This is a genomic window from Curtobacterium sp. NPDC088465 (assembly GCF_044753165.1).
Taxonomy (GTDB): Bacteria; Actinomycetota; Actinomycetes; order Actinomycetales; family Microbacteriaceae; genus Curtobacterium.
This window is the reverse complement of sequence record NZ_JBIVMR010000002.1, coordinates 912,146-938,491: the sequence shown is the minus strand read 5'-3', so window position 1 is coordinate 938,491 and position 26,346 is coordinate 912,146. Positions and strand designations below refer to the sequence as shown.

Annotated in this window: 8 protein-coding genes; 3 read left to right on the top strand and 5 right to left on the bottom strand. The window is 66.6% G+C overall.

Annotated features, from left to right (window positions below; all coding sequences use genetic code 11):
• Positions 1-4: 4 nt before the first annotated feature.
• The 3 genes from ACIP6W_RS11655 to ACIP6W_RS11645 all read left to right on the top strand — a co-directional run bounded on the left by ACIP6W_RS11655 (position 5) and on the right by ACIP6W_RS11645 (position 8,675).
• Complete coding sequence (locus tag ACIP6W_RS11655; RefSeq protein WP_400429583.1) at positions 5-2,119, top strand: AAA family ATPase; 2,115 nt, start codon at positions 5-7, stop codon at positions 2,117-2,119.
• Positions 2,100-3,323 carry an McrC family protein gene (locus ACIP6W_RS11650; protein WP_400429580.1) on the top strand — a complete coding sequence of 408 codons (1,224 nt, stop codon included), beginning with the start codon at positions 2,100-2,102 and terminating at the stop codon, positions 3,321-3,323. Before ACIP6W_RS11655 ends, ACIP6W_RS11650 begins: the two co-directional genes overlap by 20 nt.
• A 543-nt stretch (positions 3,324-3,866) precedes the next feature.
• Positions 3,867-8,675, top strand: a complete 4,809-nt coding sequence (locus ACIP6W_RS11645) for an AAA domain-containing protein (RefSeq protein ID WP_400429578.1) — start codon at positions 3,867-3,869, stop codon at positions 8,673-8,675.
• Positions 8,676-8,739: 64 nt separating this feature from the next.
• On the opposite strand, the gene ACIP6W_RS11640 is transcribed toward ACIP6W_RS11645, so the two are convergent.
• The 5 genes from ACIP6W_RS11640 to ACIP6W_RS11620 are packed head-to-tail and all read right to left on the bottom strand — an operon-like array spanning position 8,740 to position 26,221.
• A complete protein-coding gene (locus ACIP6W_RS11640) occupies positions 8,740-9,915 on the bottom strand; it encodes a PD-(D/E)XK nuclease family protein (protein WP_400429575.1) in 1,176 nt (391 codons plus the stop codon).
• 13 nt (positions 9,916-9,928) lie between these two features.
• The gene (locus ACIP6W_RS11635) at positions 9,929-12,163 is read right to left on the bottom strand and encodes a 3'-5' exonuclease (protein ID WP_400429572.1); all 2,235 of its coding nucleotides are present in this window, start codon (positions 12,161-12,163) and stop codon (positions 9,929-9,931) included.
• A 1-nt stretch (position 12,164) separates the two neighbouring features.
• Positions 12,165-18,563, bottom strand: a complete 6,399-nt coding sequence (locus tag ACIP6W_RS11630; protein ID WP_400429570.1) for a DEAD/DEAH box helicase — start codon at positions 18,561-18,563, stop codon at positions 12,165-12,167.
• Positions 18,560-23,248, bottom strand: a complete 4,689-nt coding sequence (locus ACIP6W_RS11625; RefSeq protein WP_400429567.1) for an Eco57I restriction-modification methylase domain-containing protein — start codon at positions 23,246-23,248, stop codon at positions 18,560-18,562. The genes ACIP6W_RS11630 and ACIP6W_RS11625 overlap by 4 nt, the downstream gene beginning before the upstream one ends.
• 3 nt (positions 23,249-23,251) lie before the next feature.
• The gene (locus tag ACIP6W_RS11620) at positions 23,252-26,221 is read right to left on the bottom strand and encodes an SNF2-related protein (protein WP_400429564.1); all 2,970 of its coding nucleotides are present in this window, start codon (positions 26,219-26,221) and stop codon (positions 23,252-23,254) included.
• Between the last annotated feature and the right edge of the window lie 125 nt (positions 26,222-26,346).

Genomic DNA, 26,346 nt, shown 5'->3' with positions numbered 1-26,346 from the left:
TGCCATGAGTCGAGGGGACAACAGAGCGAACCGCCTGCGCGAAGCGTTGCGGTACCTCACCGAGCACGGAGGGAGCGCAAACCGCCTTGCAGTCTGGGACGCGGTCCAGGAGCGGATCCCTCTCGAAGGTGAGGAACTCGAGCTCAATCAACGGGGCAACCCCCAGGCAAACTCGGACTTCTTCTGGGGATCGGCCGGTCTCGTTCAAGCCGGGTACATGTCCAAGCCTGCCCGGGGCGAGTGGCACGTGACCGAGGAAGGTCGTCGTGTCTCGGACGCCTCGGTGTCGTCCGAGCAGTTCCGCGACGAGCTCAACAACCGACAACGGGCCTTCCAACGTGCGCTCCGTGAGGACCGGGAAACGCGCCTCCGCAGCGAGATCGTTCCGCCTGACGGGCGGGCCGAGCTGGTGCGATCGATCAGCGCGATGTTCGTCGGTCGAGGGCTCCGCGACCTCGACTCTGTGTTCGCTCCTGGACGCGCAGTGTGGCGACAGTCGGTCGTCGCGGAGGTCGAGCGGTGCTTCACCAGCCAGCCAGACGTCGCTGGCGACGACTTCCTCAACAAGCTCGGTCGCCAGTTCGAGGGTTCGTCGGATGATGCAAAGCTCCTGATGGCGGAACTGATCTGCTGGCAGATCCTGCCGCTGCAGAACCCTGGTGAGCGGAAGAAGCGCGAGCGGGTCGCCTTCCTCCTCGATCGCATGAAACATCCGGTCACGATCCCCGCGGAGATCGACGAAGCCTTCCGGGCTTGGTCCTTCCACCCGGGCACAGCCATGTCGGTGTCGCTCTTCCGCGCGATGTCGATGGTCGTCCAGTGTGCTGCTCGCTGGGTCAGCCTCGACGCGGAGCAGCGTCAGCACGCGCTCGAGGACCCCTGGGCGTGGCGAGCCATCGTCGATTCACTGCCTGACGCGTCGTTCCCCACACAGCGCAACGAACTGCTCTACCTCGTGCATCCCGGTGTGTTCGGCGAGGTCATTTCCGGCACAGCGCGCGAGGCGATCCTTCACGCCTTCGTCGGCGAGGTCGAGGGCCAGACCGAGGACGATCCCGACGCCGCTTTCCAGCAGATCGCTCTCGCACTGCAGCTGAAGGCGAAGGGCCCGGCGAAGTTCTACGAGGAACCGCTCCTCAGCAGGTGGCAGCAGACCGCGCCCGGGAAGCTCCCACCGATCTCGGATCCGGTCGTCCCGGAACCCGAGCCGGTCACGCCTCCGCGGACGCGATTCCCGCGCGTCGCCACCGCACTCGCCGACCGCCTTCACATGCCCGAAGCCTGGCTGCAGGACACCCTCGGCCTCATCGAACGCCGCAAGCAGGTCATCCTCCACGGCCCTCCCGGCACCGGCAAGACGTTCCTCGCCCAGGCCCTGTCGAAGCACGTCACCGAGGGGACCGACGGCGAGACCACCATCGTCCAGTTCCACCCGACGTACTCGTACGAGGACTTCTTCGAGGGCTTCCGTCCTGTCGCGAACGATGACAACGGCAACCTCGCCTTCACGCTTCGGAAGGGCCCGCTCCGCCGCCTCGCCGACGCGGCGGCCGCCAACCCCGAGGCGAACTACTTCCTCGTCATCGACGAGATCAACCGCGGCAACATCGCGAAGGTCTTCGGCGAGCTGTACTTCCTGCTCGAGTACCGCGACAGCGAGATCTCGCTGCTCTACAGCGACGAGCCGTTCACCCTGCCGAGCAACATCTTCGTCATCGGCACGATGAACACCGCCGATCGCTCGATCGCGATGCTCGACGCCGCCATGCGGCGCCGCTTCGCGTTCGTCGAGTTGCACCCCGAACGCGAGCCCGTGCAGGGCGTGTTGTCGCGCTGGGTGGTGACCAAGGGCCTCCAGGACGACCGCGCGGACCTGCTCACGCGACTCAACGCGCAGATCCAGGACCACGACGCGAAGGTGGGCCCGTCATTCCTGATGCGCGATCTGGCCGGGACGGGCCTGCAGGACGTGTGGCGGTACGAGATCCTGCCGCTCCTGGCGGAGCACCACTACGGCGAAGGCGTCGACCTGGAGGCGCGGTACGGCCTGAAGATGCTGCGTCGCCAGGCGACGCCCTCCGTGGCGGAGGGGGCCGAAGGTGCCTCCGTCGACGATTGAGCTGCGGGAGGCGGACCAGCCGGTCGTGCACCGGCTCCCGCGAGCGGTGGCCGTCGGGCTGGCCGCCGCGAGCATCGCATCGGTCGCGCCGACCCTCGGCGCCGACGAGTATCGCGTCAGCGGTGTCCGGAAGGTAGGCGTCGTGCGGATCGCCGGGCACACCGTGTGGCTCAGACCGAAGACGCCGGTACGGCGCCTGTTCGCGATGCTCGGGTACGCGCGGGCCGGGAGTGCGATCTGGACCGAAGACGATTTCGGGCTCGAGGAGGACGAGGACCTCGTGCCGGCGCTGGCCCACGCATTCGTGCGGCAGGCCTCACGGGCACTCGCTGGCGGCCCGCTCCGCGGGTACGTCACGCGCGAGGACGCGCTGCCCCTCGTGCGCGGACGGTGGAGGATCGGCGACCAGCTGACCCGGCGCGGCGGGCAGCCGCTACCGGTCGAGGTGTCGTTCGACGACTACGTCGAGGACATCGCCGAGAACCAGGTACTCCTGACCGCTGCGACACGGTTGTTGCGGCTGCCGGGAGTGCCGGCGGACGTGCTCGGGGCGCTGCGCCGGATCGTGCGGGTGCTCGATGGGGTGTCCGTGATCCCGGTCGGCGCTCCGGTACCGGTCGTCCGGACGGATCGGCGGAACCAGCGGTACTCGTCGGCGTTGGTGCTGGCCTCGCTCGTGCTCTCGGGATCGTCCGTCGAGCAGCGCGCCGGGTCGGTCGTCGCGTCGGGGTTCCTCGTCGACATGTGGTCGGTGTTCGAGGACTTCGTGACCGCCGCGCTGCGGGAGGCGTTCCGGCCGTACGGGGGAGAGCTCGTGGCGCAGTACGCGTCGACGCTCGATGTCGATGGGACGGTGAAGATTGCGCCGGACCTCGTGTGGCTGGTCGACGGGGAGGTGCGGGCATGTATCGACGTGAAGTACAAGGTCGAGAAGCACGGGCAGTACCCGAACGCTGACCTGTACCAGATGGCGGCGTACTGCCGGAGGTTCGGGTTGGGGGAGGGGTGGCTCGTGTACGCGGCGGGGGAAACGATCCCCGTCGAGATGATCACGCTTCTGGATGGGCCTGTCATTCGTCGCTCGGCCGTCGCGCTGAAGGTGCCGAGCACACGCATCCTGCACGGTATGTCACTCATGGCGCGTCATGTCGCGACGAGCAATTCGAGTACCACAACGCCTCTCGACGACCGCGGAACGACCTGACGGCGAACGTAACGGTGTACCCGGTCGTCACCCTTTCGAGCGGTGTCAGCGTGTCGTTCTGAGCTGGCATGATCAGGTGAGTGTTCTTCAGAGGGGAAACCGCAGTTGCGCGATCACGGTGAGTTAACCGCCGAGCAGTCCGTTCTCGACCAGAGCTACGACCTCCTCGAGTACCTCTCCGCGGTTGCGCGCGAGATCGGTCCGAAGCCGGTACGAGATGTGAGGCGCCACGCGACGTGCATCCTTCCGTCAGGTGTTCCTGAGCACCCCGCAGTGATCTTGGGGCCGGGAGAGAATCGGACCGCCTGGTTGTCCATCGACAGGATTCCGGCGCCAGCTGCGGTCGCAGTGCCGTCGACCTTGGCGGGCCTCGTTGTATCCGATGCGGCCCTTCTTGCCGCGACCGGGACGCCCACCCTCGATGAGGACCGTGCAGCCAAGCGTGTTCGGGACCAGGTGGCTCTCCAACTAGGGGAACCGTCATTGGGAGGCGATGAGGCCGATGACGAGGCCCGCGGAGCACGCACAGCCCTCCGAGACCGCTTGAGCCACGACCTCCGAGTCGCCTTCGAGGTCTGGTCTGCCGAAGTGTGGTCTCCTTGGGCTCAGGTCAACCGGCCGTCTTTCGCGGCCCGTGAGCTCTATTCAGCGCTCTACGACCTGCACCTCGAGGCGGAGGCATCGTCGGCGACGCACGAGGTCGTGTGGGGTCATGTGGTTATGTCGGCTCGTGATGGGGGAACAGAGATTGTCGCTCCGATGCTTACGACCCCGGCATCCGTCCAGCTGGGCCCGGAAGACTCCGTCATCCGCGTGGTCCCGGAGCAGGCCGTTGAACTCGAGCTCGACAGCGTTGAGGGCACGGACTTGCCCGGCCGAGACGGGCTGGTGAGCCTGCGCTCGATCCTGAGGGACACACCTCCTGACCCTTGGGACGATCAGGAGCGTCTTTCCGTTCGGCAGCAGATTGCTGCGCCACTCGGCGTCGACGCCACGCTGACGGAGTCCGCGGACATCGCTGCGATGGGCGCTGGCCCTGCGATCAACGACGGCTGGGTGCTCTTCCTCCGCAAGCGGCCACTTCGTCAGGAGCGCTTCTACGACGAGCTCGCTCAAAAAATCCGGAGTGAGCAGTTCCTTCCGGAAGGCCTTGCCTCGGTCGTGGCAGATCGCGATCGGGTGGACGCGGCCTTGATGCAGCAAGGGCGAGTGCTCACCGCGAACGACGGGACGGCGAATCGGCTGTTGATGCCGTTGCCGGCGAACGCGGAGCAGGAGCGCATCGCGACCCAGCTCGCGACGTCGCGCGGCGTAACGGTCCAAGGCCCGCCGGGCACCGGCAAGTCCCACACGATCGTCAATCTCGTTTCCCACCTCGTTGCTCAGGGGAAACGGGTCCTCGTGACCGCCGAGAAGGAACAGGCGTTGTCCGTCCTCCGAGCGAAGATCCCGGAGGAGCTTCGGGACCTCTCGCTCGCAGTTCTCGGATCAACTCCCGCGGCGCTGGAAGACCTTCGAACCGCGGCTCAGTCGATGCAGGACTCGCTGTCAGCGCTCGACGTTCCCCGAGAAGAACGACGGATCGCTGAAGTCGCGGCGAGAGTCGACGAGCTCCGTGATTCAGTGGCGCGTACCGACGCAGCCCTCGTTCGAGCGCTGCAGAGCGAGCAACGCGAGTACGAGCTACCGAACGGGTCGAGCAAGGCGCCTCAGGTCGCAGCATGGCTCGCTCGCGACCGAGAACTCGACGTGATCACCGATCGAATTCCGGTCGACGCTACTTTCCCGGTCACTACCGAAGAGTTCTCCGAGCTGATCGATCTGGTGCGCGGAATCTCCCCGGAGGACAGCCGGGAAGCCGTCCTGAACTTGCCGGATGTTCACGGGTTGCCAAGCGGCGCCGAGCTTCGGGGCAGATTCGACCGTCTCGAAGACCTTCGGGCGCAGGTGACGTCATTGGAGGACCAAGGCCTCCGACTCGACACGGTCGATGGCTCCACGCTTGAGCTCGTTCATCGAGAGGTGGCTGACTTCCGGCGAGCTGCGGCGACGCTCCGAGACCTGTCGGGCGACTGGGAAGACTCCTTCGCAGCGGCAGTGCGAGGCGGTGATCAGCGACACCTCTGGGTCGCGGAACACCAGCCCGGCGTGAAGCAGAAGATCGGCGAAGCTCGCGATGTTTCGAGGCGCATGGTTGGACACGTCGTGGCGGTACCCGACGGCGATCCCGCCGCCCAATTCGCCATTGTGAGTGCTTGGGCCGAGCGGCTAGCCGCTGGCAAGAAGCTGTCGATGTTCGCGTCGAAGGAGCTCAAGGACTTCGCGGCACAAACCACCGTCGATTCATTCCCAGTGACGACCTCGGCGCAACTCGATCTCGTCCGCGCTCAGATCGCACTTCGGGTTGCTCTCCGCGAGGCCCATGTCAGGATGACGCAGGCGTACGCACCATTGCGGATCCCTGTGCCGCCGCTCGACGATTCCTTCCTGTTCAATTCTGACCACCTGGCCGGTCGCGTCGACTCTGTCGGGAGATGGTGGTCCGAGACCTACCCACTTCTCACGGACCGGGTCGAGCACTTCCTAGGACATGTGGGGTCAGCTGGCGGCTCCTCCGAGTTCTTCTCGACCGCGGCGGAGGTGCTGCAGCGAGCGGGCGCGCGGCTGGAAGAACGAGAGCTGACTGCCGAACTTGCTGCGCTCGAATCTCGAATTCGGAGTGAACGTGGATCAGACCATCCCTCGCCGCTGTGGGGCGAACTCCTGGATGGCCTCGAGTTTGCGGCGTCTGACAAATGGGAAAAAGCTGTCGACGAAACACGCCGCCTGCTCGTGGTCCGCTCGCGCGTGCTCCGGACAGAGGAACTGGCCGATCGCCTCGTACGCGCTGGTGCGATCGCCTGGGGGCGGTCCATACTCGAGACGCGCGCAGCGCCGGCCGTTGTCGGTGACGTCGAGCAGGCTGCCTTGGCGTGGGAACGGGCACGTGCTCGCACATGGTTGACTTCGCTGCACGCCGCGACCGACACCGAGTCGTTGATGCGACAGTCCCACGCTGACGCGACTGAGCTGCGTCAATCGATCGTCGACCTCGCAAGTCGGTCAGCCCGCGTCGAATTGAAGAAGAACTTCCAAGACCGCAAACGACGAGCGCTCGAGACCTGGCTCTCGGCTGTGAAGCGTGTCGGGAAGGGCACCGGCAAGAACGCGCCGCGTTTCCAGGCAGCCGCACGCGAGGCACTCCCCGCGGCCATGGGCGCTGTTCCGATCTGGATCATGCCCATCTACCGCGTGATGGAGAACTTCGACCCTCGGCTTTCCGACCTCTTCGACGTCGTCGTGGTGGACGAGTCATCGCAGTGCGACCTCCTGTCGCTCGGGGTCCTCGCGCTCGGTAAGAAGACAGTCGTCGTCGGGGATGACCGACAGACCACCCCCGAGCGAGTGGGGACCCCTACGGAGCGCATCGCAGCGCTGCAGGACCAGCATCTGAAGAGCATTCCCGAAGCAAAGCTGCTCACTCTCGACGATTCGCTCTACTCGATCTCGGGCCGCGCGTTCCCTTCGACGATCGCGCTCAGGGAACACTTCCGCTGTGTGCCCGAGATCATCGAATTCTCGAATCGCTACTACAATGGAGCGATTCTTCCCTTGCGGGAAGTGCGAGTGCCGCAGATCGGCGACCCGCTGAAGGTCGTGCACGTGGCAGATGCGATCTCGGTGCAACGAGGTTCGAGCCGTGTCAACACCGACGAGGCAAGGGCGATCGCGGCGCAGGTCGCTCAATGTGTCAAGGATCCGTCCTACGAGGGCCTCACGTTCGGGGTTGTGACGATGATGAGCGGCCCACAATCGCAGATCCTGCAAGACATGATCCGAGAGGCGATCGGCGATGAGGAGTTCGAACGCCGTCAGATGAGGGTCGGAAACCCACCGCTGTTCCAGGGTGACGAGCGCAACGTCATGTTCGTCTCGATGGTCGCGCACGATTCGTCGTTCGCGGCGACAACGGTGCGTTACGCGCAATGGGCGAACGTCGCAGCATCGCGAGCGCAGGATCAGTTGTGGATCTTCCACAGCATGGACGCAGCCACGCTCCACCACGAGGACCACCGCAGGGCGATGATCGAGTACGCCCAGAGCTACGAGCGCCGCGACCAAACAGCGGGTCTGTACGAGCTGACCGAATCGAAGTTCGAGCGCGACGTGTTGAAGCAGATGCTGGATCGAGGTCTCGACGTGCAACCGCAGCATCGCGTCGGGAGCTACCGCCTCGACTTCGTCGTGCGTGTCGCACCGGGCGAGCGTCTCGCGGTCGAGTGCGACGGGGATTCGTTCCACGGGCCCGACAAGTGGGACGACGACGTACGGCGCCAACGCGTACTCGAGCGGATGGGTTGGTCGTTCTGGCGCGTCCGTGCCTCGAAGTACTACCTGGACCCCGAAGAGGCGATGAAGCCCCTCTGGGCTCGTCTCGGAATGATGAAGGAGCGAGCAGCAGAGGCAGCGGACCTGGCGCGCCTTCGTCAGGTCCAAGTAGAGACCGAGCGCCTTGAACTGCTTCGAGCTCAGGCTGACCCCGCCGTCATGCACTCAGACGATTTGGCCGAATCGCTCTCGGTTCAGGAGGGCAGCTCTTCGTACACCGCTCTCAATGGGACCGCCGCTGCACCCGAGCAACCCACCACGGACGGTGTGGCGCCGACTCCAGTACGGAGTGATGGCGAGGAGGCGGTACCCGAGGTGGCCCCGGTCAGGGGTGTGGATGAAGTTCTGCTATCGGCGGCGATCCCGACTGCCGATCGACAGCGAAGCTCCGAGCGCGCGGTACGTTTCACGCCTCTGCTTCCCGCGCCCGTCCCCGCGCTCCGCCGCTGGGCGAGAGCGAACGGCTTCGCCGTCGGGGAACGCGGGAGGATCTCAGCGGACATCGTGAGTGCTTGGCTCGGCGCGCACGCCGACGGCGCAGATGATTCGACAGATTCGGTCGGCGGGAGCAGCGTCGCGTCCGACCACGACGCCACTGGCGCCGAGGTCCACGCAGTGCAAGGAGTTGAGCACGACGCCACCACCCGAGCACGCGCTGCATGGGAAACCGGAGGAGCCTACCAACTCGACACCGAAGGCAACATCCTTCCGTTGTACAGCCGTCGTACCCTCGCAAGCTACATCGGCGAGGCCGCGACAAAGCCCCTTCGGGACACCATGCGGAGCGTCCGTCCCAATGGTGGACGGTTTAAAGTCGACAGTGCCGGCACAATGGCCACGTTGGTCGACGGAGAACCCGTTTACGTCTGCACGGTGCGTCCGGGTGCCTGGTTCCCGTCGCACTGGTCCAACGAGTCAAGCTGACCTGGCGAAGGAGAGGCGCAATCTCCCGCAATGGTTCAGTAGGCAGAGCGCACCCCCGCTCCGCCTACCGCTCGGTCCGTCTGATCATCGCTAGGACAGCGAGGACAAGGCGGTCGTCATCTGGACTGAGCCCAGCGAGGACCTCTTCGAGGGTCAAGTCCGTTTGCACGATCCGGTCGATCCCCACTCCTGCCTGCCGCGTGACGAACACTCTCGAGTAGTCGGGCTCGCTCACTGGCTCAGGGGCTCGCTCGTTCTCCGTCACTGCGGTCGGCCCGAACTCCAGGAAGATGTTCGGCTCATTCCCCGGTGTCACGAGTGTCGAACACCACTCCCACTGCCCTTGGAAGTTCGCCGACACGGAGTGGATCGTCCCAGCACCGAGGAGCTCGTTCACCTGGGGACGGATCACACGCTCCGCGTGCTGGCGCAAGGTGCGTTTCACCGAGCCGAGGGTGCCACGACTGTCCTCGAACTGCCGCTGAGCGTGCAGGGCGATCTGCGCCGCGAAGTCCTCCGCGACTGACGCGACTGGGCGTCGTCCGTACCGAGCGGACTCGCCGGTCTCGCACATCGTCTTGATGAACTCCAACTGTTCCTGCACCGTCATGGCCTGCGGTCCCTCCACGAATTGGTCGATGAGCTCGTTGATGAACACGTCCTGGCGGGGGTTCGCGCTACGCCACCTGCGATCAGCATCGAGGTGCGCCCGGAGGTCGTCGAGTACCTCGGCGTAGGTGACGACGACGGCGTCCTCCCAGCCCATCGACAGGCGCTGACGTTCACGACGGGCACAGAGCATCACGACGACGCTCCGTCGACCGTTCGCGCTGCCGTAGGCAAGGTAGCTCTTGTAGTCGTGTCCGTGGCCATCCGACGTCTCGAAGTTCTCGATCATGACAGCCGTGTCGTCGCGCAGCAGGACGATGTCGGCGATGTCCTTGCCGGACTCCGCCGCGACCGTGGTGTCGACCTCCTGCAGCACGCGGAACCCAGCGAGCGGCAGACGCTCGCCCAGAGCCAGGACCGTGTTGACGCGGGTGAGCAGGATGCGTTGGAACGCGTCCCCGAGATGATGCGTGGCTTCCTCCCTCAGGAGCCAGGCGAACACGTTCGACAGCTGCTTCTCGTGCGTGCCGTGGTGCATCACGCGGAACACGTTGAACTGCTCGGCCAGGCTCCGCGACATCGTCGGTACGAGTGCGGTCACCATTCGTGTGAGCGCTGCTTCATCCTTCACGGCGACGTGCCCCTCACCGCGCGAGGAGCGGAGACGGTGCTCCCTGCCAACTGACGACGAGCTCGTCGCGAGCACGGCTGGCGGCGACGTAGAGCAGTGAGCGCTCGCGAAGCTCGGCGTCGGCCAGATCCTCGGGCGCGGCGTGCTGCAGCGCCAGCTTGTTCGGGACGACCCCTTCCGACACGTCGAACAGGACGACCCGGGAGAACTCGAGGCCCTTGGCGCTGTGCATCGTCATCACCCTGACCTTGCCGCGTGCGGACTTCTCCGTAGCTGGCACCTCCCGCGTGGCGAGTTGTTGCACCACAGTCTCGGTCGCGCTCTTCGTCCGGACGAGCACTGCGATCGACTCCACGTCGCCGGACCCAGCTGTCCAGTCCTCGAGCTGTTGCGCCAGCGCGTCGTACTGCGCCGAGGGCGTCTGATGTCCACGGACCCGCACCTCGGGCCCGAGCCGCGCGGACCGATACCCCTGCTCGTCCTGCGGGCTTCCTTCGCTGTCGGTGAAGTTGCCACCTTCGAGCACGCCGAGGGCGTACCGCAGGTTCTGTTGCGTCGTGCGGTAATTGAGGGTCAGACGCCGTGACCTGCCCACGATCTTGATGCCGAGACGCGACAGCACGACCCGCTGCCCGTAGATGCGCTGGTGCGAGTCCTCGGCGATGAACAGGTCGCTGCCGTGCTCGCCGACGAGCGCGCGGAGCATCCTCCAGTGGCTCGGGGTCAGGTCCTGCGCTTCATCGACGAGGACATGGTCTGCGGGGCGCTCCTCGGGGTGGACATCGAGGTACGCGGCCGCGACCGACGAGAGCTCCGCCCAGGACAGCCGACGGTGGGTGCGTGCGTTGCGCCGGAACTGCTCGACGACCGACCACACCTGCGCGCGCTTCGCCCGGTCGAGTGCCACCCCGCGGCCAGGACGTCGTGCGGCGAAGTAGTCCGAGCGTGACGTCACACCGTTGGGCAGGATGACCTGAAGGTACTCGCTCTCCAGGAAAGCGGGCGACCGCAGCTCACCGGGAAGGTCGGGCTTGGCGTCGAACACTGCCTCGTCCCAGCCAGTGCCGTTCGAGACCAGGGAAGTGGAACGCTCGGCATCCCACCCGATGGCGTCGATCGATGCGTGTTCCCAGCCGGCCGGATCTGCGGAGTCCCGAACGGCGTGCGCAAGCTGATCGATCCCCGCGGTGAGGACGCCGGGCTCGCCGAGCTGCGCTGCGCGACGGAGTGCGGGATCGAGACGTCGGAGGTCTCGGTCGAGCATGCTCGCGAGAGTCCTGGTGAACGTCGTGAGGACGATCCGGGCGTCCGAGTCCACCGCGAGTTCTCGAGCTCGGTGCAGCAGGACCACGGTCTTGCCCGTACCGGCGCCTCCGGTCAGGCGAAACGGACCCTTGTAGGTGCGTGTCGCGTACGCGCGCTGCTCAGGATGCAGGAACACGCGCCATGCTCCGAAGTCACCGCCCTCGATGACTCGGCGAAGTTCCTCATTATCTTCGACGAACGTGAACTGCATCTGCGACGCGGGGCGCTTGAGTGATTCGAGCAGCTCCGAAGCCTCGGTTCCCTCCGGAGAGCCGCTGTGCGTCACCTCTGCGGGGCGGTCCATCGTCGCCGGAGCAGCTGTGTCCGGCTCCGTGTCGCCGAGTCCAAGGGAGGTCTTGATCCCCTCGATCGACTCACCGACCGCGAGACCGAGCGCTGCGTTCTGCTGCCACTGATTCGGCAACGACTCCGCGAAGGCCAGGAGTTCGTCCTCGGCGTCGAACGCGAGGAGTCGTTCGGCTGTCTCGAAGTCGAAGCCGAGCGAGCTCGTCAGTTCTTCAGCCGTGTATCCGAACTGGTCGAGGAACGGCTTCTGCGGAGTCGGCGACTCGGGAATCCACTGAGCCGCCTGAGGAGCAGGTGCCGCTGGCGCAGGCGCGGCGATCAGCTCCGTGACGCCGTTGACCGGGTTGACCCGGAGCACCTGCGACTTCGCGATCTTGATGGCCTCGTCGTGCTCGTACACACCCGCGCAGACGTAGGTCGTCGGCCCGGACGGCACCTCGATCTTGTAGAGCACCGCCCGCAGCCCCTGGTCGACACGGCCGGTGCGGGCGCGCGCGTCAGCAGCGTTGACCATCGGCTCGATGTGCAGGCCGGGCAGGGCGTCGTCGGCCTGCAGTTTGGCCATGAAGGCGAACAGCTTGAGCTGTACGACCTTCTCGAGCTTCTGCTGCATGCTCGCCATGACGAGCAACGGCATGTCAGGAGTCCTTCCGGTTGCGCGGGATTCGGAGGAGAGCAGGGTCGTCCGAGGGCGAGACGAGCGACCATCCGTCACCGAGGAGTTCGTCCCGGTCTGCTTCGCTCAACAGTGCGTCGAGCGCGATGCGTTCCTCTGGCCATGCGATCGGGACGGGAATGCCGCCGTTCGTCTCGTGGCCGAGGACGGGAACGACACCGCCGACTTCCGCGAGCTGTCGGAGGATCGACGCCTCTCCCGGCTCGGCCAACGCGATCAGCTCCTGCCACTCCGTCGTGAGATCCGCGCGGGACTCCTCGCGTACCGGCACCGTCGGAGCAACGGCGATGCCAGTGCTGGAGCTGGCCGTCGTGATGGTCACCGGCTCGACCAAGCGGGCTCCGAGCAGGTTCGACAGTCGGAGCCATCGATGCCAAGCTTCCCGGAAACCTGGAGCGGTCAACGCTTCCGGGCCGTCGTCGAGTACGAGCGCTGTCTCGGGCGGCGTCGCTCCCTGCACGCCGACCGGGCGACGCGCGAGCATCGCGAGGTGTGCGGACCGGAGCGCCCAGGACGTCGGACCAGCCGTGACCGGTCCGCTGCTGGCGAGCGCGAGTGCGATCGCCTGCTCGACGATCGACCCGCTCTCGGCGACCATCTTGCCCCTGGGGATCGCGAGCATAGGGAGCGCATCGGCGAGGCGCTCGGTCCGTGCTGCCGCATCTTCAGGGCTCTGGATCCAGCCCATCAGGGTCGTGATCGGGTTCTCGTCGAGCATCTTGACGTCCGCCGGGGTCAGCTGGAACGGCCCGGCGAACTTCAAGGACATCGACGAATCGTAGATGCCCAAATCAGGCTCCGCTTCGTCGTCCCGCAGACGGCGCAGGTCGTCCCACGTCAGCGCGAGGACGCGGTAGCCGAGATCGCGCAGGCCCTGGCGCTTCGTCGCGTCGTCCGCGAGCCGCAGGTTCGCCGGCGACGCGTGGTACGCGAAACCGTCCGTGTAGATCGCAATCGGAGGGACATGAGCCCCCGATGCCTCGAGCACGAAGTCCGGCCGAGTGCCGCCGACGAGTTGTTGCGGCCGCAACGACCACGTCCGGTGTTGTCCAGGGAGTGTGACCTGGATCGTCGACCCCCACTCGCCGGGGATCTCCTTGAGGCTGGCGCCGAGCGCTGTCACGCGCTCCTTGAACACCTTCCGGAACCACTGCTCGAGGTGCGACTCCGGGTCTTGGACACCCGGGTCGACCTCGGTCGTTGACCAGTCCGACGCGCTCCCGTCGCGGTACTGCAGCAGCACCTGGAGGTTGTGGAGTGCGCTGGTGCGCGACACGCTTCCCACATCGCCCCCGGGGGCGAACGGCAGCAGGCACTTGTCGCACGCCGCTCGCACCGGGTCGGTCGCACAATCGCACCGCTCCAGGGCTGCGAGGGCCTCTTCGAACACCTCGCGGATGCGCGCGGGGTCCGCGAGGTCGGCGAGGTAGCCGGTCCCACCGGGCACGGTGTCGTGGATGAGCAGTGCGAGGTTGTTCACGTCCTCGCCAGGAACGGGCTCGACGATGGTCGCGAGCTGGAGGTGGTCGGGGTCACCGCCGATGACCTCTCGCAGACCGAGCTGGATCGCAGCGGACAGGCTCGGCATCGACAATGCGTCGCCGACGGTCATGGACGGCGGTACACGCAGCACGATGGCCTGTGTCGTGAGCGTCCGCGTGAGGGCGATGGTGTCCGTGTGCTCGGCGCGGTCCTTCCGGAACCGACACCACGCACGGTGTTCCCATGCGTTGTTCGTGTCGCCTTCCCGGTCGAGCTTTCCGCAGCCCTTGCAGACGCGGAACAGCGGAGCGGCGTGCTCCGATCCGGCGACGAAGCGACTTGCGCCGAGCCCGGCACGACCGAGGTTCACCCAGCGCAGCGTCATCGAGCGCGCGAACTTGCACCCGAACCCGACCGCGTCGACGTACCACTGTGCAGACACGTCAGCGTCGTCGAGGTCTGCGGCGAGTTGGACGGTGAAGCGGACGCGGTCACGTTCCTCGTTGACGTCGCTGATGCTCGACTCGTCACGGCGGACCTCGGCCGAGACGTGCTCGATCTCGACGACGCGAAGTCGCTGGTCGACGTCTGCGATGGCGGTGCTCGAGCACCGTGGACAGGTCGGTGCAGGACCCTCGTCGAGGTCGCGGGCGAAGCCGCACTCGGGGCAGAACGCCATGGTCCGAACCTGCTCACCGTCGGTCCCGAGATCGACGGCGTCGATCGTCACGTCGAGACCCTGCGCGTAGAAGTGCGCGCCCGGTGCGAACTCACTGATCGCTCGGCTGCGCCCTCGCTCGTAGCTCCGTTGTTCCTCGGCGAACTCACCGGACTCGGGGTCGATCCACGTGAGACCGACATCGAGCTGCACGCGGTCGTCGAGCAGCGTGTAGTTCGGGAGCACGCCGTACCGCTCGAGGGCCGCGACCCAGAACTCGGTCCGCCGTTGCCCCGCCTGTTTCCTCGCGAGGCGCAACGAGGCTTCAGCTGCCCTGGCGGCGGACACGTCCTCGCTCTCATTCGTCAGCTCGGCTAGACGCTTGAGTTCCGGAAGCGACTCTTCGATCGTCCCGATCCGGATCCGGATCCGCTCGATTTCCTGGTTCCAGTGCAGGCTCGCGTCGAGCAGCGTCCGCGCGAGCTGGCTCGACCGGTCGGCTGCACCCTCCGGCCGAGCCCAGTCGGACAGGCCTCTGACCACGTCCTCGTTCAACGATCCGAACGCGCCGGTGAAGCGAGCGAGATGCTCCTCCGCGTGTTCTTCCGCATGCCTGACGACCAGGTCGAGGAACGAGCCCGCAGCGGAATCGCCCAAGACCTTCGGCGCGTACTGGACCTCCGGGATCGCACCGGCGGCAGCGAGTTGATCAATGACGAACGCGGTGTACTGCCGCCGCAGGATCTCGACCGCGGTCAGGTAGGTCGCCGGCGGACGGACCGCCCCGTTGATCACCAAGGACGGATCACCGATCTTCGGCAGTTGGTCTCCTCGTCCGAGGACGAACGCGAGGATGAGGGCGTTCCCCGTCAGACGTCCGGCCCGTCCGACACGCTGCAGGTAGGACGACACCGTCCGGGGGAGTCCCGCGAGGAAGACCGTCGACAGGTCACCGATGTCGATGCCCATCTCGAGCGTCGGGGTCGCAACGAGGACGTTCGGAGCGTCCGGCTGCGCGTCGCTGTTCTTGAACTGGGTCTCGTAGTCCAGCCGGAGCTTGTCCTCGAGCAGGCTCGTGTGTTCGCGGGCGACGACACGGCGCATCTTCCCGTTGTCGTACTGGTCACGGTAGAAGTTCTCCGGCGCAGCGTCCTTCCGCAGCAGCGTGCCAGGGCACCGCGCCATGGTGCACGGCCCGCCGGCGAGTTGGTCCACCGTCGTGCGCGCGGACGGCGTCTCGGTCTCGCACGTGTCGCACACGAGCGTCTGCCCGGTGCCCGCGCTGACGACCGGCGCGATGATGATGCTGCTCGGCGCGAGCCCGTACGCACGCGTGTCGCCACCAGCGATCGGCCTCGACGTCACGATCCCCTCGCGGTCGAGGGTCTCGAAGAGTCGTCGTGCGAGCTTCTCGCCCGCAGACGGGACGACCCCGAGGCAGCGAGCAGTCCAGCGCGCGTACCAGCTCTGCGACGATGTGACGGTGTCGAGCGCCGACTCACGTGCGCTGGTCGTCTTCTTGCCCACCCGCGCGAACGCCGGAGCTTCGCGACCCTGTGGGAACGCAGGCATGCCCTCGTGCCGCGGCCGGCCGCCCCACACCCAGTGACGGTTGCCGTCGTTCTCGACGTACCGGACCAGCCAGGGGTGGTCGATCGCGCCGCGCTCGCGCAGCCGCTCGAGGGTGCCGCGCAACCAGCGGACGACGGATGCGGCGTCGAGGAGACCGTCACGGGTGTCGTCGAGCGACCAGGCGACTTCGAGACCTTCGACGGCTGCGCGCCCCACTGCCTCCAGGCGGCTTGCCGGCCCCGCTTCGACGTGCGCGGCCAGACTGCCGGTCTCCTCGAGGGTGCGCCCGACCCGCGATTCGAGCCCGAACTCGAGCGCGAGGTCGAAGGCGAGCCTCCGCTGCACACGCTTCTTGACGACTGCAGACACGGCCTTGTCCGTGTCCCAGAACCCGCGGAAGCCGTTCCGCTCGGCGAGGTCGGGCGGGAGGAGCCGGTACCGCTCGCTGGGCGTCCGCGCGGCGGCGATCATCGCTGCCGGGATGTCGTCGAGCGTCGTCTCTTCGACGACCGCCTGTCGAACGGCGTTCCGCAGGTTGAAGACCCGAGCTCGGCTTTGAATGAAGCCCGCGCGGTGCGCGGCGTCCTGCACGCTGTCGGTGAAGACCAGCGCCTTCTTCTCACCGACGTCGAGGTGCCGATCACCGAACAAGGTCGTCACCACCGTGGAGAGCTGTGTGGCGATCGCCGAGCCCAGGAAGCGGATGCCGTTCGTCTTGCCGCAGTTGGGGCAGACGTCGTCGCGGGACTCGTCGTCCGCGTCGTTGCCCGTCAGCGTCAGGACGGGCACCGCGACGCCCTCGTCGTCGGCGTCCGGGCGTTCGCTCGTGATCTGTCGATCGGCGACGCGGAACCACCACGGACCGGTGGTCAGGCCGTCGTCGTCATTCTCGCCGGCGAGGGCGAGTTCTCCTTCGCGGGGTGCGTGGATGAGCGCTCGGAACCGGCTCTTCGACTGCCTGGTGGCGTGATTCCGGCGGATGTTCGCATCGGTCTGCGCCAGGTCCAAGCCGGTCGGGGCCAGTTCGACACCCCAGCCGCTGCGACCGCAGTGCCGGCAGTAGAGGGCGGGGAAGGCGGGCGCGACCTCAGCGCCGGCCGACCCGACACCGGCATCGGTGCGCAGCTCGCCATCGTCGGCCCAGCGGAATTCGGGCAGCGCCTGTGCCGCCCGGTCGACGCGCGTGAGCGAACGCACCCAGAGGTGCAGGTCGACCGAGACCGACCGGCGTCCGACCTCCTTGCGGAGGTGGCTGAGCGCGGCGAGCACCATCACGATCGTGGTGCGGCGGGCGTCGTCACGGTCCGCCGGCCGCTCACCTGAGACGAGTTCGTCGGGGAACAGCGTCCGCGCGAGCTCGGCCAGCGACGTCGCCTGCTCGCTCGCGATCACGAGCGAGCGGACGAACGGGTGAGCCAACACGAGGGTGAACTCGAGCTCGAGTCGGTCAGCGGCGTCGGTCGCCGAGGCAAGCGCTTCGGCGTAGCGCTCCTGCCCGTCCTCGTCCTCCACCGCGACGTAGAGCAGCTCGAGCACCGCCGCGGTGATCTCCTCCGGGCTACGCCGATGACCGGAGAGCTGCTCCTGGAGCTGCGCGGCGCGAGCGTCGATCAGCGGAACCGGTGCCAGGCGCAGCTTCTCGACCGCCTCGATGGCTTCACGAGCCCACTCGTCGACGGACAGACGTGTTTCCGTGACGACGCTCGACGCGTCGAAGCCGCCGCCGAACACCGTGTTCGCGAACGCGATCATCGCGGTCGGATCACTCCCGTCACCGAGCGTCGCCGACGTGGCGACTGGCGTCACGACGCCGAGTGGACGCTGCCGCGCCGCATCGTCGAAGTCATCGTCTGCCCAACGTCCCTTGAGCGCGAGTCCGAGGCGACGCAGCAGCATCGCCACGTCCGTCCCCTGCGCGCCGTCGTACGTGTGGAACTCGTCCAGGACCAGGTACTGGAGGCTCGTGGCGCTCTGGTCCCAGAGGGTCGCGTCCGACGGACGCAACAGCAGCTGATCCAGCATCTTGTAGTTGGTGAGCAGAATGTCCGGCGCTTGCTCCCGCATGGCGGGACGGGAAGTGATCAGCCCGTCCTTCGTCACGGCCGAACGCTGGGGGCCTTCCTCGCCGACGTAGAGCGCCGCTCGGATACCGCCGAGGGCCGAGTCGGTCATGATCAGGTCGGTGATGCGCCGAGCCTGGTCGTTCGCCAGCGCGTTCATCGGGTAGAGGATGAGCGCCTTGATCCCCTCGATGCCCTGGCGCTTCGCGCGCAGGACGTGGTCGACGATCGGGTAGAGGAACGCCTCGGTCTTGCCCGAACCGGTTCCGGTCGTGACCAGCGTCGGCTGTGGACCGTCGTGCTCGGGCGTCTGCAGACTGGAGAGCCGAGCAATCGCTTCTGCCTGGTGCCCGTACGGGGCAACCGGGGGAGTCCACTCGAGTGCCGTCTCCCAGCCGGGATCCGCCGCGCGGAACGGTAGCCGGAGCCGGACGTACGGGCCGCGGAAGATGCCGTCATCCGGGTCCTGCAGGAACTGCTGCAGTGTCGTCTGCGCCTCGGGCTCGGAAAGCGCGAACGTCGTCGTCAAGAAGTCGACGAGCCCCTTCGTGATCTCGCCGGCCTGCACGGAGGGGAGGAGCTCGCTCATGCTTCGTCCTTCAAGAGCTTCTCGAAGTGGGCGTACGCCTGGCGCATGTCAGCCTCGCGATCGAGCGTGCGGAACGGCAACTCGTACGTGTACGTGTTGCCCGACGCATTCGTCGCGGTCCGTTCTTCCTCGCTGATCGCGTCCTGCTTCTGACGCCACACCTTGAGCACCTCGTTCGGCACCAGTCGGCCGTTCGCATCGTAGAAGTACACGTTGCGGTCGTAGCCGTACAGCACGGGGAACTGGGTTCGATAAACCGTGCACAGTTCGTCGGCACTCAGGCCAAGCGCCAGCGCGACAAGCGCGTCGATCTCAACGAGAGCTTGACGCCGGTCGGACGCTCGGCGAAGAGGCACGTCGACATCCCAGGAGGCTGATTCGATGCTGAGTGGCGGGCGCCCCTCGTAAGCAATTCCTCCTGCCCACTCTCCAAAGCTCGTGCCGGAAGTGAAGGCGCTCGGAATCCAGAATTCGGCAAAGTCCTCGGTGAGGGCGGCGAGCCGCGCTGCCCTCAAGCGTAGGCCGGTGTTCCCTCGAAAAGATTGCGCTGGCACCGGGAGCCTATTCGTGACTGACATGTATATGTTGCTCTTTGGTGCGGCTCGCACGCTCAGGTCGGCGATCATTGAGCTCATACCGGCCGTGATCCGCAATAAGTCTTCTACTTTCGCGGAAGGGCTTCCGGCGCTGAATATAACATTCACATGCCCGTAGTGGCGTGGCAGAACGGTCGGTATCAACGTGCGTTCCCCCGTGTTTGCGGCCATTGCGCGCCAGCTCACCCGAGGGTAATCGATCGGCCTTCCTTGCCCCCATTTTGTGTAACTGTTTCTGTAAGTGTCGAAGTCAGCTTCTGGGGTGTATGAGGTAACTGGTCGAGCGTCCCTTGGGAGTTGCTCCAGGTCTAGTTGTACCCAATCCTTATTGTTCCGCATTGATTCATTCGGTGCTTTATAGAACGGATTCAATGTGAAGATATTCGGACCCTGAAGGACGACATCGCGCGGTGTGCGTGCCTCGCCCCAGTCGAAGGCGATGACCTTGTCTTCACGGGCTTGTGTCTCGGTGAGGCCCGGGGAGAAGAGGAGATGTTCATCGCCTGCTGTCCGCGGCGAACGGGCGACTTTGCCGAGAACGGCCGCGATGGAGCGATTGACGGTGTAAATCATGCGCGACTGGATGACGGGAGTGGAGTCGTTCTCCAAAACTGCATGCCATGTCGCGAGTTCATCGAAATCTACGCGGACGAGACGGGAGCGGTGCGGCCGGAGGTCCCACTTGCCGTCGCGGTCCTTCAGACCCGGCTCTTCGCCCTCACCAGTGTGCCGCAGCGATCCGAGCACAGTCTGCGGGTGGTAAAGATTCGTCGCTTGGGAAAAGCCGACTGCGCCGGCACTCGAGTACACGTGCGTGCCGTAGGTGACAAGGTTGTGGATGTCGAACAAGCGGAGCTCGTTGACGAACTGCCAATGGCGCCGCAGGCGAGGGTAAGTAGCGGCTCGTAAAGGGCCGGCCTTTTCATCGGTGAAGTGTGTTTCAGGATGGATGAGCCCGGTCGTTCCGGACTCACTGCTGTGACTCCACGTCTGCGCCATGAAGCAGCGGTAGAGGTCCGGCTGGAGTCCAGACAGCACCGGGAAGTTGACGGGCGACCCGACGAAGCTCGACAAGGCTGCGACCTCGATGGTTCCGTCCAGGAGCAGCTCGCGAATGCCAGGAATCTCCAGCGTCTGCGTTCGCCGGGAGGTGACCGTCGACTGCGTCGGCTTGACCGCGAGCTGCCACCACGGATCGCCCTCTGCGAGGAGCGCGTTGACGTCGGAGCGCGGCCGCACCCAAGGAGGGTTACCCACTTGCAGATCGAAGCCGCCGCGCTCGAACACGCTCGCGAAGTCGAGCTCCCAGTGGAAGAAGCCTTGCTGCTCTGCGACTCGCTGCGTCGCAACGAGCCACGGGTGGTCCCGGAGAACGTCTTCGACGCGGCGGGCGCTCGCGAAGTCGAGGTCGTCGCGCTCCTCGTCGTTGAGCGCCTCCCAGCCGGACTGTGACGATCCGAGGGTGACCTGGCCGTGGGCGACCGCCTTGGGCTTTGCGACCGTGTGCTCTCCGAGCAATTCGCGGAGCGTCGCGATCCACTCGTCGAGCGTTGGCGGCGTCGCGCCGTCGGTGAGCGTGTTCGTGAGCGGCCAGAACCACATCGCGCACCACGCGTCCATCCCACGACGAAGTCGCTGGTACGCGCCGTCCGGGTCGTTGAGGGTCCGCTCGATTTCTTCGCGTGAGACGACGGGCTTCCGCTCCGAATCTGGCCGCTCGCGGCCCCACAGTGGGATGTCGCGTCGGATCTCCTGTTCGGCGATCGTCAGTCGCCGCCGCGCGAGGTCCCACAGCGTCTCGACACGGTAGGCGAGCGCGATGAGCTGGTCGATCTGCTTCGAGTTCGGCTTCGCCGAGATGCCGCGTCGCCACGTCTTCAACGCAGCGAGCGCTTCCGGCGCGAGTTCCTTCGCCTCCTTTGCGTCAACCGCGCTGCCCCAACCCTCAGCGGGCAGGAGGAAGTGATGCACAGCACCAGCGGTCGTCGCGCGGAGCTGGCCGTCGCCGAGTTCCGTCTCGTTGAAGAGCGGAACGTCGCGCGGCACCTGCTTGAGCCACGCCTTGCTGGAGATTGACGACCGGTCGTAAACGGCGCGGCGCGCACCGATCAACGAGTTCCCGCGTCGCAGGTGCAGGCCGAACCAGGGAGCCTCGAGCCCCTCCGACATGGTGTCGAGCCACAACGTGATCTCTGCGAACTCGACGGCGGTCGCGTTGAGGTCGACGCCGTACACCTGGTGGAGCGCGATCGCCGCCTTGATCTTCTGCAGCTGACGCGGTCGGTCGTCAGGATCGACGCGCTCACCGAGCTCCTCCTCTCGGCGCTTCAGGTACTGCTCAGCGAGCTGGCGAACGGCCTCGATCGCGAACGCGCCCGAGCCGAGCGCGGGCTCGCAGACCGTCAGCGAGAGGATGTCCTCCGCGCTCGTCCGCTGGCCGTCCTGGTCGAGGAGCTCCTCGAGCGCTTGGGACACCGTGAACTGCGTCAGCACCTCCGGGGTGTAGTACGACGCGGACTGCTGGCGCTCGCGTCCTGCGAGCCGGTAGACGAAGGAGCCCGCGGGGTGCCGCACCCGCTTCGGCTGGCCTGTTGTCGGATCTTCGCGTGTCACGAAGTGGTGCGATTCGATGCCGCTCTCGCGCCCGACGGGGACGACCCACGAGCCCTTCGACGGGTCGCCGTTCGGCGCGACCTCGAACAGGTCTTCCTCGGCGAAGAACCCCGTGTAGGACATCAGGCCCTCGTAGACCGCACCGAGCTGATTGATCCCGAGATCGGCGTAACTGATGTAGCCCCGGTCCCTGCCCTTCGTCTCCTTGCTCAGGAGCAGTCGGCGAAGCACCTGCTGCAGGTTCCGGTCGCTGAGACCGACCTCGCCGATCAGGGCGATCGCCTCCGGCTTGAACAGGTCCGCTCGCAGGCTCTCGAACTGGAGGCCCGGCTCAGCTCCGTCGTCGTCTCTCGCCTCGGGCGCGTGGCCGCGGTCCACGAGGCGGAACAGTACGTCGAGCGACTGGTACAGGTGCGTGGCACGCTCACCCTGCGGGCTCTCGATCACGACGAGCGCGAGCTCCCGGAGACGGTCGAGGCTGTAGCCGTTCTCGTACTCCGGCGCGTTCACCGGCAGGACGCCGAGCTGCGGAGAGGCCTCGGCGTAGAGGAGGAACAGGATCCGGTAGAGGAAGCGCAGCGATTGCTTGGCCAGCGGCTGGGCCTGCTCCTTCGGCAGCGGATCCAGGCCCCGCTCCCGGCGGCGCTCCACCACGTCGTTCGCGATGATCTCGATCGACTCCCGGACACCCTCACGGAGGTCCTCGGAGACACCGACTGTGTGCTTGACTGCGTCCTCGAGCGTCGCGCTCCACCACACGTCGCCGTCACCGTCGGGGGCGAGCGACGCGGCCTCCACGCAGGTCAGGACACGGTCGATCTCACCGCCACGCTTGGCGTCGTTGCGCTCGCACACGAGCTGCAGGTCGAGCGCGAGGTACCGGCCCTCGTACCACCGGTCGCGTTCGGCGATCAGCAGCCACCGGCCGGCGAAGACGAGCGCGAACTTCGCCGTCCCCTCGAACACGACCGACAGTGCGCGAACGACGGAGGTCAGCGGCTTCGGGTCATCATCGTTCGGCGTCCAGCTCGACAGCAGCGTGTCGCCGTCCTTGGTGAGCAGGTCCTCGATCTGCGCGACCGGCTTGGCATCGATCAGTGCCAGCGGCGCTGCGTCCTCCAGTCCGTGGATTGCGACGCGCCGGACCGGACCCGTCTCGCCGAGGTGGAAGACGCCCTGGACGTATCCGAAGACGGACCGCAGCTGCGTCGACAGCGCGTGGAGCGCCTCCCGTCCGTCAGCGGCGACGTCGACGCCCTCCGGGTTGACGACCGCGAGCAGCCCCATCAGCTCGGCCCGCTTCGCTGTGAAGCGAGCGCGCGTGGACGGGCCGCCCACTGCGTCCTCCGCATCCCAGGCCGCCCGTCGCTCGAGCACGCGGCTCTGGAAGGACTGCGACTTCGCGTCGGTGGTGAGGTAGTGCTCGCTGATCCAGTCTTCGCCGACGACGATCGCTTCCGAGGTGAGGGTTCCCACGGGTCAGTGCTCGCTTCCAGGGTGTTCGGGGGCTGCCGGGCTGTCCTGCGGGACGACGACCAACAGGGGTCGCACGAAGTGCTGGTTCGGTGTCATGCGGTCCACGAGCTTCGATTCGTCGTCGACGCGGTCTCGGTGCTCGCGGAGCCCGCGCAATTGGGCCTGCTCCGCGGCGGCGCCCTGCCAGTCGTCGATCCGTGCGGCCCACTCGTGCACGCGACGGCGGATGTCGTCTGCTGTGGCCTCCATCTGCTGGACCGCCTGGTTGCGGGCGGCCTCGACGGCCACGGGGATGAGGTGTTGCAGTGGTGCGACGTCGACCGCTCCCGGGTTGGTCTTGACCTCCGAGGTGAACCCGACGTGCGCCAGGGCGGAGCGTGCGTCGGCGTGCGGCTGGGTGAAGTGGAACGAGTGCTGCGCGACGTCGGGGAAGTCGACGGTGAGGAACGACCCGGCGACGACCTGGCCGGCGCGGTTCGTCAGGGTGGCGTGGACGACGACGACGGGGTGGTCGACGACGCCACGGACCGCATACACGCGGTTGCGCCCGAGCCGGGAGAGTGCGCTGTCCGCCGCCCAGTCGAGGACCGGGTGCAGCGGGCCGAGGAAGTGCGCGTGCGGCCAGGTCGAGGGGCTCGACTTGTCGTTGATGGCATTGTTCACCTCGGCCTTGCCCTGGATCGGTGTGGTCGCCAGGAGCAGTCGCTCCGTGACCCGCCGGTCGCGGAGGTACGACTGCGGCAGGACTTCGAGCCGCTGTCGGAGATCGGCCGTGGGGTCGATCTGCGCGATGGCGTTGGTGCGGGACCAGGCGACGCCGCCGTGGTTGACGTCGGCGGTCGGCGTGGTGAAGCGTTCGGCCAGCGCTGTGTCGAGGAACGATACGAGGTCCGGGAACAGGCCGGTACCGATGTCAGTCTTGTCGCGCTGCTGACGGTTCGCGGTCTCGTTCTTCGCGGTGTCATCGGGTGCCCGTGTGGCGTCCTGATTGCTCTCGCTCGCCTGCTCGGCCGCGAGTTCCGCCATGAGCCGCGTGATCTCGTCACCGTCCTCGAGAATGGCCTCGACTGTCGGCACCGCGTCGCCGAAGCTGCGCTTGCGGAGCAGTACGTCGCGGATGGCTGACTCTTCGGCGGCAGCGCTGTACTCACCCATGAGCGAAGCGACGTCGCCGAGCGCTGCGTGCGCCTCGGTCTCGCGTTCGAGCAGGTTCCGGAGGACGCGGACGTCTCCCGAGAACTCGTCGTCGTCGACGTCGAGCAGCAGGGTCGTGATGCGGGGGGAGTGCCGCTGGCCGTACCGATCGATGCGGCCGTTCCGCTGTTCGATGCGGATGAGGCTCCACGGGATGTCGAAGTGCACGAGTTCGTGGCACTGGGAGTGGAGGTTCACTCCCTCGCTCGCGACGTCGCCGGTGATCAGCACGCGGATGGGGGAGGCGGACTGCTTGAAGCTGTCCACGAGCTCCTGCTGCTCCTGGTCCGTCAGACCTCCGTGCATCACGCGGATCTGCTTGTCCGACAGCTTGAGGTCCTTCGCGAGCTTCTGGCGCAGCCAGTGCAGGGTCGCAACGCGCTCAGAGAACACCACGAGGCGTTCCTCGGACTTCGGGCCGACGCCGATGTTCTTGGCATGCTGCAGGAGGGCGTCGTACTTCCCGGATCTCGAGTTCAGCGCGGTGACGGTGAGCTGCTCGAGTCGCTCCAGCGCGTCGATCTCGCGCTGGACATCGCCGTCGGCATCGCCCTTCGGGAGCCGCTTCAGGCGCTCGCGCACCGATTCGTCCAGCGCACTAGGTGACGACAGGAACGCCTTCGCGAGGGTCCAGGGGAAGAGTGACGCGTTCTCGCCGGAGTACGGGGACCGACCGCCTTTCGGGTGGAGCCACACTGTGGAGAGCTCCTCGGCGATCGCCGCCTCGGCAGGAGACGCAGGGACCAGGACGTTGTTCGGCTCCTGCCTTTCTGCCCAGTCGGCGCCGACCTCCATCGCGACGGCAGGACTGTGCCGGTGGCGGCGGATGATGAGTCGCTTCACCTCGTCCTCGATCAGCTCACCTTCCGGCGTCACCGCGGTCGGGTCGAGCAAGCGCACGAGCCGTGCGAACGAATCCTTCTTGCCGTTGTGCGGCGTCGCGGACGCGAGGATGAGCGCATCCGTCTGCGGGGCGAGACGCGACGCGAGCTCGCCGTTCAAGGTCGTGTTGTTCATCACGTTGTGTGCCTCGTCGATGACGACGGCATCCCAGCGCTGCTTCTCGAGGTGGCTGCGGTACTGGCTCTGCTTGAGCGTGTCCACTGAGATGATCGCCCGCTTGTACATGCTGAACGGGTTGCGGGTCGCCGGGAGCTTCTGACGCACGCGCTGGATACCGAGGGAGTCGAGCCGGACGAAGGGGAGTGCGAACTTCGTCCACATCTCCTGCTGCATCTGCTCGAGGACGTGCTTCGGCGTCACGATGAGGATGCGCTCGCCGCGGCCTCGACGAACGAGCTCGGAGAGGATCATGCCGATCTCGATGGTCTTGCCGAGGCCGACGGCGTCCGCGATCAGGAGGCGTGGACGGAGGTTGTCGCGGTCGAGGGCCTTCCGGACTGCCGCGCGCTGGTAGTCGAGCGGGTCGGCGAGCATCTGCGTGCTCACCGTCAGGGCGTCCTCGTGCAGCGGCACCGGAGCCTTCCGGAGGGTCGCCTCGAGCCAGAGCTTCGCGCGGCGGTAGCCGGACGAACCATCCGCTTCGACCTTCGCCTGAGCGGGATCGAGTGCTTCGATGTCGTCGAGGTCGCTGTAGAAGGTCGCGGTGGTGTCCCGGACGAGCTCGGACAGGCCTTGCGCCGTGACGAGGAGGCCGGAGCCGGTCGGCGCCGTCGAGAGTACGAGCCACTCGGCGTCACGGACGAGCACCACGCTCCCCGGCGCGATGTTCGGCCTTCCTTGGCCAGTAGCTGCCGAATCGACTTCGATCAACGACACGTCGTGTTCCCTCTCACCCCTGTGCTGCTACAAGCTGCACCGACTCTCACCCTAAGGGGGTGATCGCCGCCGCACGCGCCAGTTCCCGCACTGATGCGCGCAGCGTCCCTCCGCCGTTGCTGCTA